Annotated in this window: 8 protein-coding genes; 5 read left to right on the top strand and 3 right to left on the bottom strand. The window is 71.9% G+C overall.

Translation table 11 applies throughout. The features are described from left to right. A partial coding sequence (locus FNH05_RS23975; RefSeq protein WP_144590970.1) for a S8 family peptidase occupies positions 1-897 on the bottom strand: 897 nt, incomplete at its 3' end. Between the two features lie 483 nt (positions 898-1,380). Between FNH05_RS23975 and FNH05_RS23970 the strand changes: the two genes are divergently transcribed. From FNH05_RS23970 to proB, 5 genes are all read left to right on the top strand, one after another. After that, the gene (locus FNH05_RS23970; RefSeq protein ID WP_144590969.1) at positions 1,381-4,323 is read left to right on the top strand and encodes an Rne/Rng family ribonuclease; all 2,943 of its coding nucleotides are present in this window, start codon (positions 1,381-1,383) and stop codon (positions 4,321-4,323) included. A 165-nt stretch (positions 4,324-4,488) separates the two neighbouring features. Then, positions 4,489-4,803 (top strand): 50S ribosomal protein L21, encoded by a 315-nt coding sequence (gene rplU, locus FNH05_RS23965; protein ID WP_091512575.1) that lies wholly within the window; start codon positions 4,489-4,491, stop codon positions 4,801-4,803. A 14-nt stretch (positions 4,804-4,817) separates the two neighbouring features. Then, positions 4,818-5,075: a 50S ribosomal protein L27 gene (gene rpmA, locus FNH05_RS23960; RefSeq protein WP_144590968.1), complete on the top strand. Its 258-nt coding sequence runs from the start codon at positions 4,818-4,820 to the stop codon at positions 5,073-5,075. 106 nt (positions 5,076-5,181) lie between these two features. Next, positions 5,182-6,636 carry a GTPase ObgE gene (gene obgE / locus FNH05_RS23955; protein WP_144590967.1) on the top strand — a complete coding sequence of 485 codons (1,455 nt, stop codon included), beginning with the start codon at positions 5,182-5,184 and terminating at the stop codon, positions 6,634-6,636. Further along, positions 6,633-7,763: a glutamate 5-kinase gene (proB, locus tag FNH05_RS23950; RefSeq protein ID WP_144590966.1), complete on the top strand. Its 1,131-nt coding sequence runs from the start codon at positions 6,633-6,635 to the stop codon at positions 7,761-7,763. The genes obgE and proB overlap by 4 nt, the downstream gene beginning before the upstream one ends. Before the next feature lie 11 nt (positions 7,764-7,774). On the opposite strand, the gene FNH05_RS23945 is transcribed toward proB, so the two are convergent. Together FNH05_RS23945 and FNH05_RS23940 are read right to left on the bottom strand one after the other, a co-directional pair. Beyond that, positions 7,775-9,070: an MFS transporter gene (locus FNH05_RS23945; protein ID WP_144590965.1), complete on the bottom strand. Its 1,296-nt coding sequence runs from the start codon at positions 9,068-9,070 to the stop codon at positions 7,775-7,777. A gap of 103 nt (positions 9,071-9,173) precedes the next feature. Continuing rightward, positions 9,174-9,302, bottom strand: a 129-nt coding sequence (locus FNH05_RS23940; protein WP_144590964.1) for a phosphoribosyltransferase, incomplete at its 5' end; no start/stop codon positions are given.

Genomic DNA, 9,302 nt, shown 5'->3' with positions numbered 1-9,302 from the left:
GTTCGTGGCGGCCGCCACGGTGAGGGTGCCCGAGAGGGTCGCGTACTCGACCGCCCGCGCGAGGGCCTCGTGCACCACGGCGTAGTCCTCGCGACGGGCGCAGGCCAGGCCCCACGGGTTGACGGAGAAGCTGCTGTTGACGACCTTCATGTGGTGTGCGGCGGCCCACATCAGCCCGCACACCGCCGCCTCCGGCGTGACGTACCCGCGGTCGTCGATGACCTTCACCGAGGCGACCCGCACCCCGGGTGCCACCCCCGTCACCCCGCGGCCGTCGTCGGCCGCCGCGATGATGCCCGCCACGTGGGTGCCGTGCGGGGAGGCCGTCGGCCGCCAGGCCGGTTCCCCGGGATCCGGCATCCCGGTCAGGCAGCCCGCCGACTCCTCGCGCGCGACCGCGTGCGCCAGCTCCGGATGGTCCGCGTCGATGCCCGAGTCCAGCACCCCGACCACCACGTCCGGATCACCCGCAGTGACCGATCTCGCCTGCGGGGCGTTGATCTCGGCCATGTCCCACTGCTCGCCCGTCCGGTCGGGCTCACCCGCAAGGGGGATCCGGTCGAAGGCCGGTTCCGCCTGGCCGGAGGGCGTGGTCCGGTACGCCTGCGCGCTGAAGGCACGCGCGGGGCCGATCCGCGCGGGAAAGGCGGGATCGGCCGAAACGGCCACCCCCACGCTGATCTGGGGGTAGTAGCCGGTGGACCTCCCGCACGAGGCCCGCACCTGTGCGTCGGCCTGCTCCGGCGGCGTCGCGGGGTCGAAAAGGACCAGATAGCGCAGGGAATGGCCGGCCGGGAAGCAGCCGGCGGCCTCGTCGGCCGAGGCGGGCGGACCCCCGGCCGCGGCGGCGAGCAGGGCCGCGGCCAGCGCTGCGAGCGACCGCCGGAACGTCGTCACTCGGGAAACCTCCTGGGGACCTGCGGTATCAGCCGGACGTTAGGGCAGCCGGCCACGCAGCGACAACCGGAGCGGTCAAGTTCGCCCGGCCGTGGCCGACCCGCCGTCCGGAAGGTGAGCACGCGGGCCCCCGGGCCGCGTGTGGGATACTCGAGGTGGCTGCCGAGCCGGAACGCCCACACCATGGTGCGCGCCGGTACCGGTGACCCGGTGACATGCCGGAGGAGCGCCAGGTCGTCGCCGCCCGTGCGGGGCGGCTCGACGACGTGGCAGGCGGAGTGCGAAGCCGCCGGCCCAGCCGGTATGTGACCGAGCGGACCTGCCTCCAGGCGCGTGCCGGTTTTCCCGGCGCCGTCCGGGCGAGAAGGCACAGGATTCCCGCCGGTGGTGACCACCCCGGCGGTACAGGACAGGAAAGGGCCCCTGCGCGGCCGCGTCCTTCCAGCATCGGCTGGCAGACGCGCCCGGGGGCGGAGGAGACAGATGACGAACGCGGACACACCCGCCGACACCACCGGCGGGAACGCCGTCGCACCCACGAACGAACCGGCTGCCGCCGTGGCCGGGAACCCGCTCGGCGAACTGCCGCCGCGGGTCCGGGTGCACGCACTGGCCAAACTGCTGGGCTCGAACAGCCGGGATGTGCTGGCGAAGCTGACCGAACTGGGCGAGACGGCCCGAAGCGCGCAGTCGAGCGTGCCCCGTGAAGTGGCCTTCCGGGTGGCCGAGGCGCTGACCGGCCCGGCGGAAGAGCCCGCGGCCGCGGAACCCGTGGCGGAAGCCGCCCCGGAAACGGCCGCCGCAGAACCGGAACCGGCGCCCGCGCCGCAGCCGGAACCCGAGACCAAGCCGGAACCGGTCGCGGCCGCACCCGCACCCGCACCGGAGCCCGAGCCCGCACCGGAACCCGCACCCGAGCCCGGACCGGTGCGCTCGCTGGCGCACGTGCCGGTGTTCGCGGCCCCTTCGCCGGTGTTCCTGCCGCCCGAGCCGCCCGCGGTGACCCGGCCCGAGCCGTCGAAGCCGGCCGAAGCGGAAGCGGAAGCGGCCGCGCCGGAGGAACACGCCGAAGAGGCCGAGGAAGGCGAAGAGGCGGGTGGCCGCCGCCGCCGTCGCCGGGGCCGCCGTGGCCGCGGCCGCGGCAAGGGCGGCGACGAAGTCACCGCCGAGGCCGAGACCGCTGAGCAGGCTGAGCAGGCCGAGGAAGTCCGGGCCGAAGAGGCCGGGGAAGAGGCCAAGGAAGAGCCCGAGCACGAAGAGGCCGAGGAAGCCGAGGAGGCCGAGGGCACCAGCCGTCGGCGTCGCCGTCGCCGCCGCCGCAAGGGCGGGGAGGACGAAGGCGCCGAGGCCGTCGCGTCCGACGAGGCCGTCCAGACCGTCGTCCACGTCCGCGAAGGCCGGACCGAGGCGGAGAAGACCGCCGCCAAGGGCGACGGCGTGCGCAGCGTCCGCGGCTCGACGCGGCTGGAGGCCAAGCGGAAGCGCCGCCAGGACGGTCGCGAGGCGGGTCGCCGGCGCGCGCCGATCCTGTCCGAGGCCGAGTTCCTCGCCCGCCGGGAATCCGTCGAGCGCACCATGGTGGTCTCCGAACGGGGCGAGCAAACCCAGATCGGCGTGCTCGAGGACGGCGTCCTCGTCGAGCACTTCGTCACCTCTTCGGGCACCGGCTCGATCGTCGGCAACGTCTATCTCGGCCGCGTGCAGAACGTGCTGCCCTCGATGGAGGCCGCCTTCGTCGACATCGGCCGCGGCCGCAACGCCGTGCTCTACGCCGGCGAGGTCGACTGGGACGCCGCGGGCCTGGAGGGCAAGTCCCGCAAGATCGAGCAGGCGCTGTCGACCGGGGACAACGTGCTGGTGCAGGTCACCAAGGACCCGGTCGGCCACAAGGGCGCCCGGCTGACCACCCAGATCTCGCTGCCCGGCCGGTTCCTGGTGTACGTGCCCGCGGGCGGGGCCACCGGTATCTCCCGCAAGCTGCCGGAGAACGAGCGGCGGCGGCTCAAGGACATCCTCAAGCGCATCGTCCCCGAGGACGCCGGGGTGATCATCCGGACCGCCTCCGAAGGCATCAGCGAGGAGGAACTGGAGCGTGACGTCCGCCGCCTGAAGGCGCAGTGGGAGGTCATCAAGGAGAAGGCGGACTCGGCCACCGGGCACGGCAGGAAGTCGGCGGCGCCGACCATGCTGTACGAGGAGCCGGACCTGCTGGTCAAGGTGGTCCGCGACCTGTTCACCGAGGACTTCGCCAAGCTCGAGGTCCAGGGCGGCCAGGCCTGGGAGACCATCCACGCCTATGTGCGGCACGTCGCCCCCGACCTCGTCGACAGGCTCAAGCGCTATGTGGGCACCGGGGACGTGTTCACCGACTACCGCATCGACGAGCAGATCACCAAGGCGCTCGACCGCAAGGTGTGGCTGCCCTCGGGCGGTTACCTGGTCATCGACCGCACTGAGGCGATGACGGTGATCGACGTCAACACCGGCAAGTTCACCGGCTCCGGCGGCAACCTCGAGGAGACGGTGACCCGCAACAACCTGGAGTCGGCCGAGGAGATCGTGCGCCAGCTGCGGCTGCGCGACATCGGCGGCATCATCGTGATCGACTTCATCGACATGGTGCTGGAGTCCAACCGCGAGCTGGTGCTGCGGCGGCTCACCGAATGCCTCGGCCGCGACCGCACCCGCCACCAGGTCGCCGAGGTCACCTCGCTGGGCCTGGTGCAGATGACCCGCAAGAAGGTCGGTACGGGCCTGCTGGAGGCCTTCTCCGCGACCTGCGAGCACTGCAAGGGCCGCGGCGTGGTCGTGTCGACCGAGCCTCAGCGGGCCGCGGGCGGCGGCAACGGCCACGGACACGCCAACGGTTCCGGTGGCGGGCACCAGCACGGTTCGCGCCGCTCTCGCGGCCGGGGCAAGGCCGAGGAACCCCAGGCGCAGCCCGAGTCCGCCAAGACGACCCCGGAGCAGCGGGAGTCGGTGGTGTCGGCCGTGCAGGCGATCGCGAACGCGACGAAGCTGGCCTCTTCGGGCAAGCCCGAGGAGGAAGCGGCCGAGCAGGAGGCGGCCCTCAACGGGCAGATCCAGGAACCCGGGCAGGCCGTGGCGGAGCCGGTGGGCGAGACCGCGGGCCAGGTCCAGGTCGAGGCCGAACCCGCTGCCGAGACCGCGATTCAGGCTCCTCCTGCGGCTGAGGCACAGCCTCGGGAGCAGGCCACGGAAGCCCCCGTCCCGGCCGTCGAACCTGCCGCGGAGCCGGTGGCACCGGCCGAGCCGGAAAAGGCGGTGTCCCGTACCGAGCCCGAGTCCGAGGCCGAGCACGAGGTCACTGTGCCCGCTCCGGCCGTGCGGTCCACGCGGCGCCGGGCGCGCCGGGCGGCCTCCCGCCCGGCCGGGCCGCCGGTCCACGCGTCCGAACAGAGCTGACCGCATCTGATCGGGTTACTGCCACCCCGGTGCGACCAGCGCCCGGGGTGGCAGTAATCTAGAGGACGGCCCGTGAGCGCGCGGGCCATGGCGCGATCACCGGGCCGCCGAAGAGCGGGCCGGATCGCAAGCCCTCACCCATTGTCGAGTAAGCAGGAGACTTCCGTGTCGGCGTACGCGATCGTCAAGACCGGCGGCAAGCAGTACAAGGTGGCCGTCGGCGACGTCGTCGAGGTCGAGAAGCTCGAGGGCGAGCCGGGCACCGAGCACACCTTCCCCGCCGTGCTGTACGTCGACGGTGGAGAGGTCACCACGGACGCCGACGCGTTGGCGAAGGTCTCGGTCACCGGCAAGGTCGTCGAGCAGACCAAGGGTCCCAAGATCCGCATCCACAAGTTCAAGAACAAGACCGGCTACCACAAGCGGCAGGGGCATCGGCAGAAGCTGACCCGTGTCGAGGTCACCGGAATCAGCAAGTAAGGAGCTGAGCAGCCATGGCACACAAGAAGGGTGCTTCCAGCTCCCGCAACGGTCGTGACTCCAACCCGCAGTACCTCGGTGTCAAGCGGTTCGGTGGTCAGGTCGTCAAGGCGGGCGAGATCCTGATCCGCCAGCGCGGCACCAAGTTCCACCCCGGCGTGAACGTCGGTCGTGGCAATGACGACACGCTGTTCGCGCTGGCCGCCGGTTCGGTCGAGTTCGGCGCGAAGCGCGGCCGCAAGACGGTCAACATCGTCCCGCTCGAGGCCTGAGGCCCGGCGAGACGTACAGCACCTCCCCCGAGGGGCGGGCCCGGAACAAATCTGGGTTCGCCCCTCGTTTTTTTGGACAGGCTTCACAACCACGGAAAGGCATGACATGGCGTCCCGGTTCGTTGACCGTGCGGTGATCCAGGTGGCCGCCGGCGACGGCGGGAACGGGTGTGCCTCGGTGCACCGGGAGAAGTTCAAACCGCTGGGCGGTCCCGACGGCGGGAACGGCGGGAACGGCGGCGACGTGCTGCTCGTCGTCGACCCGAACGTGCACACCCTGCTGGACTTCCATTTCCGCCCCCACGCCAGCGCCGGCAACGGCAAGCAGGGACAGGGCAGCCACCGGGCCGGTGCCGCGGGCCAGACGCTGGAACTGAAGGTGCCCGACGGCACCGTCGTGCTCGGCGAGGACGGCGAGGTGCTCGCGGACCTGATCGGCCCGGGCACGACGTTCGTCGCCGCGCAGGGCGGCCGGGGCGGGCTCGGCAACGCCGCGCTGGCGTCGAAGGCCCGCAAGGCGCCGGGGTTCGCACTGCTCGGGGAGCCGGGGCAGTCGCGTTCGCTGGTGCTGGAACTGCGTTCGGTCGCCGACGTGGGGCTGGTCGGTTTCCCCTCGGCGGGGAAGTCGTCGCTGATCTCGGTGCTGTCCGCGGCGCGGCCGAAGATCGCCGACTACCCGTTCACCACCCTGGTGCCCAACCTCGGCGTGGTCACCGCGGGCGACACCGTGTTCACCATGGCCGACGTGCCGGGCCTCATCCCCGGCGCCAGCGAGGGCCGCGGTCTCGGCCTGGACTTCCTGCGCCACATCGAGCGCTGCGCGGTGCTGGTGCACGTGGTCGACTGCGCCACCTACGAACCCGGCCGCGACCCGCTGTCCGATGTGGACGCGCTCGAAGAGGAACTGGCACGCTACACGCCCGGGCTGGGCGGCGATCTCGCCGAGCGGCCCCGGGTGGTCGTGCTGAACAAGGTCGACGTGCCGGAGGCCGCGGAACTGGCGGAGCTGGTGCGCCCCGATCTCGAGGCGCGCGGGCTGCCGGTGTTCGAGGTGTCCACCGCGACCCGCAAGGGCCTGCGGGAGCTGTCCTACGCGCTCGGCACGATCGTGGAGAAGTACCGTGCCGAGCAGCCCGCGCCCACGGCCGAGCGGATCGTGCTGCGGCCCCAGGCCGTGGACGAGGCCGGGTTCACCATCGAGCCGGACCCGGAGGAGCCGGGCGGCTTCATCGTGCACGGCGGCCGTCCCGAGCGGTGGATCCGGCAGACCGATTTCGGCAACGACGAGGCCGTGGGGTACCTCGCCGACCGGCTCAACCGCCTGGGTGTCGAAGAGGCGCTCGCCAAGCTCGGGGCCGAGCCGGGCTGCCCGGTCACCATCGGCGCCGTCACCTTCGACTGGCAGCCGTCCACACCGGGGGTGGCCACGTACTTCGCGGGCCGCGGCACGGACGTGCGGCTGGAGGCCACCGGCCGGGTCAGCGCGGCCGAGCGCAAGGAGGCCCGGCGCATCCGGCGTGACGGGGTGCCCGAGGACGAGGTCGAGGGCGAAGACGAGTGAGTGACACCCGCAAGGCCGTGGCGGAGGCGGAGCGCCTGGTCGTCAAGGTCGGTTCCTCCGCGCTGACCACCGCCGGGGACGGTCTCGACATTGTCCGGCTGAACGCGCTCGTGGACGCCATCGCGGCGCGGATCGACCGGGGCAGCCAGCTCGTGCTGGTCTCCTCGGGGGCGATCGGCGCCGGCCTCGCCCCGCTCGCCCTGGGCAAGCGGCCGCGTGACCTGGCCACCCAGCAGGCGGCGGCGAGTGTGGGGCAGCTGACGCTCGCGCACGCCTACGCGGAGTCCTTCGGCCGGTATTCGCTCACCGTGGGGCAGGTGCTGCTGACCTCGTTCGACGTGATGCGCCGTGCGCACTACCGCAACGCGCAGCGGACCTTTTCCCGGCTGCTGGCCCTCGGCGCGGTGCCGGTGGTCAACGAGAACGACACCGTGGCCACCGAGGAGATCCGCTTCGGCGACAACGACCGGCTGGCCGCGCTGGTGGCGCACCTCATCGGGGCCGACGCGCTGATCCTGCTGTCCGATGTGGACGGCCTGTACGACGGGGACCCGCGCGACGGGGCGACCCGCAAGATCACCGAGGTGACCGGCGACGCGGATGTCGAGGGCATCGAGGTGGGCATGTCCAGCTCCGGGCTCGGGACCGGCGGCATGGTGTCCAAACTGGCCGCGGCCCGCACCGCCGCCGCGGCCGGGATCCCCGTGCTGCTGGCGGCGGCGAGCGAGGCGGACAGGGCACTGAGCACCGCCGAGGCGGGCACCGCCTTCTCCGCCGCGGACTCGCGGTTGTCCGCTCGCCGGTTCTGGCTCGGATACGCGGCGGGCACCACCGGCAGGCTCCAGCTCGACGACGGTGCGGTCGCCGCCGTGGTGCGGCGCAGGCGCTCCCTGCTCGCCGCCGGGATCACCGGCGTGGACGGCGACTTCCAGTCCGGGGACGTGGTCGAGCTGGTCGATCCGGCGCAGCGCGTGGTGGCCCGGGGCGTGGTGGCCTTCGACGCCGGAGAGCTGCCCGCGCTGATCGGCCGGTCCACCCACGAGCTGCCCACCGAGCAGCGGCGGGAAGTCGTGCACGCCGACGATCTCGTCCCGCTGCGCCGCCCCGCTCGCACGAAGGTCGTTTAGAGAGCGTCTCTCTAGCGCAGCTCGCTGCCGCGCGTTTCGGGCAGGGTGAGGATCACCAGGAAGGCGATGGCGGCGGCCACCGCCACGTACCAGAAGAACAGCGTCGGGTTGCCCGCCGCCGACAGCGCACTGATCACCAGGGGAGCGGTGCCGCCGAACACGGCGACGGTGAGGTTGTACCAGGCGCCGATGCCCAGGCCGCGCAGCGCGGTCGGGAACAGCTCGCTCATGACCGCCGGGGCCAGCGAGGACATCGCCGGGTAGAGGCCGAGTCCCACGCAGAACACCACCAGCAGCTTGCCCAGCCCCGGTGCGACCAAAGTGGACAGTGGCACGGTCAGGACCGCCATCGCCCCGGACCAGGCCAGCAACTGCGGTTTGCGGCCCACCCGGTCGGAAAGCAGGCCGAACGGGTACTGCAGGGCGACGAACAGTGCGGTGCCGATCGACAGGGCCAGGAACACGTCGACGTCGTTCGCGTGCCGGGTTTTCACCGCGAAGGGCGTGAGGGCGCTGAAGAACGTGTAGTAGCACAGGGTGGAGAGCATGGTCAGCCCCACCAGCCGCCCGACCGCCTTCGGATGGTGGCGCAGGGTCGCCAGCAGCGGGTGCTTCACCTTGGTGGCGCGGTGCCGGTTCCGTTGGAACTGCTCGGTTTCGGCCAGGCTGCGCCGCAACCACAGCCCGATCGCGCCCAGCAGTCCGCCCAGCAGGAACGGGATGCGCCAGCCGTAGGAGTTCAGGTCCGCCTTGCTCATCGTCCGTGCCAGCACGAAACCGAGGACCGAGGCGAGGAGCACCGCCGAACCGGTGGAGATGTAGAAGAAGGACGAATAGCGGCCACGCCAGGACGGCGGCGCGATCTCACCGAGGTAGGCCGAGGCGTTGGACACCTCACCGCCGAGCGACAGCCCCTGTGCGACGCGGGCCAGCAGCAGCAGGATCGGCGCCAGCCAGCCGACCTGGTGGAAGGTGGGCAGGATGCCGATGGCCACGGAGCCGCCCGCCATCAGCGTGATGGTGAGGATCATCGCGGGCTTGCGGCCCTTCACGTCGGCCAGCCTGCCCAGCAGCACGCCGCCCAGCGGCCGGAAGAAGAACGCCAGCGCGTAGGTGGCGAAGGTGTTGATCTGGGCCAGCGTGTCGTTGCCCGAAGGGAAGAACGCGGTGGCGAAGTAGATGCTGAAGGTGGCGTACACCGTCCAGTCGAACCATTCGAGCGCGTTGCCCACGCTCGCCGCGAACAGTTTCCGCACCGGCAGCCGGTGCCGTACCACCGCCGTGGCGTCCAGTTTCGGCTCGACCATGGTCACCTCCACGTCCTCGCCTGCCTGCGCAGCGTGCCATACGGCGAGGGCTTTTGGAAGACGGTGTCGATCAACCGTTGATCAACCGCGGATCAGTCGCCGGTCAGGTGGTGGCCGCGAGCGCGAACGGGAGCACGGCCGGGGCGCCCGCCCGGCGCAGCAGCCGGGTGGCCATCGTCATCGTCCAGCCGGTGTCCACCAGATCGTCCACGAGCAGCACCGGTCCATCCAC

It is taken from the genome of Amycolatopsis rhizosphaerae (assembly GCF_007713715.1).
In the GTDB taxonomy this organism is placed as follows: domain Bacteria; phylum Actinomycetota; class Actinomycetes; order Mycobacteriales; family Pseudonocardiaceae; genus Amycolatopsis_E; species Amycolatopsis_E rhizosphaerae.
The sequence above is the reverse complement of the archived record's forward strand: the minus strand, read 5'-3'. Positions and strand labels throughout refer to the sequence as shown.

Bases quoted from the DNA above. Each gene is read 5' to 3' on its own strand.
- FNH05_RS23970 (WP_144590969.1), top strand. From the start codon at position 1,381: ATGACGAACGCGGACACACCCGCCGACACCACCGGCGGGAACGCCGTC.
- rpmA (WP_144590968.1), top strand. From the start codon at position 4,818: ATGGCACACAAGAAGGGTGCTTCCAGCTCCCGCAACGGTCGTGACTCC.
- obgE (WP_144590967.1), top strand. From the start codon at position 5,182: ATGGCGTCCCGGTTCGTTGACCGTGCGGTGATCCAGGTGGCCGCCGGC.
- FNH05_RS23945 (WP_144590965.1), bottom strand. From the start codon at position 9,070: ATGGTCGAGCCGAAACTGGACGCCACGGCGGTGGTACGGCACCGGCTG.